The 1,000-nt window shown below is 68.1% G+C and carries 1 protein-coding gene; it reads left to right on the top strand.

Annotated features, from left to right (window positions below):
• Positions 1–88: 88 nt before the first annotated feature.
• Complete coding sequence (locus ACWDKQ_RS36425; RefSeq protein ID WP_450143282.1) at positions 89–886, top strand: enoyl-CoA hydratase/isomerase family protein; 798 nt, start codon at positions 89–91, stop codon at positions 884–886.
• Positions 887–1,000: the final 114 nt, after the last annotated feature.

Genomic DNA, 1,000 nt, shown 5'->3' with positions numbered 1-1,000 from the left:
CAAGCGGCACGCGACACAGGCCATGCACCCACCGGGACCGAGAGGTCACAACCCTATCCGACAGGGCTGCAAAAGGGATGGTGGCCTAGTGAGCGGCATCGCCATCGACCGCGATGGCGCGATCGCGATCATCCGGTTCAACCGTCCGGACAAGCTCAACGCGCTCACGCTCGCGATGTATGAAGAACTCGGTGCGGCCTTCGCCGAGGTCCGCGACGACGACTCACTCGCCGTCGCGATCCTCACCGGCAGCGGCGACCGCGCCTTCTGCGTCGGCGCCGACCTCACCGAGTCCATCCCCGCCCTGTCCGAAGGCCGTTTCGACATCTCGGCCTGGGATGCCGCCCACCAGAAGCACACCGCGCTGTTCAAGCCGGTGATCGCCGCGATCAACGGCCTGTGCCTCGGCGGCGGGTTCGAGATCATGCTGTCCACCGACATCCGCATCAGTGCTGACACCGCGGAGTTCGGGCTGCCCGAAAGCGGCGTCGGCGTCGTGCCTGCCGGCGGCACGCTCACCAGGCTGACGCGGCAGATTCCTTACGTCTGGGCGATGGAGCTGATGCTTCACGGTGACCGGATCCCGGCGACCCAAGCTCTGCGGTATGGCCTGCTCAACGACGTCGTCCCCGCGCCGCAGCTGCTTGAGGCCGCGCTCGACCGCGCCCACCGGCTGGTGGGCAAGAGCGGCACCGCGCTCGCGACGATCAAGGAGGCCGTCCTTCGCCTCGGCGACCTCCCGCAGGACCAGGCCTTCCACAGCGAAGCCCTCTACGGCCAGAAGGCCTTCACCTCACCCGACGCCCGCGAAGGCCTCAGCGCCTTCGCGCAACGCCGTCCGCCGGACTTCCCGTCCCGCCACGCCACCTTGCCCCACTCGAACTGAGGTGGTTGATTCCGTCCCCGGCGCGTGACCAGGTGGTCGTGAGTGTGAAACCGGGCTCCAGCACGGTTTCGCACTCACTGGGGACTGGACCGGCCACACGAGATCAGCCGCCTG

The organism is Saccharopolyspora sp. NPDC000995, assembly GCF_053599315.1.
Note: the sequence above shows the minus strand (reverse complement) of the source record. Positions and strands in the feature narration are given on the sequence as shown.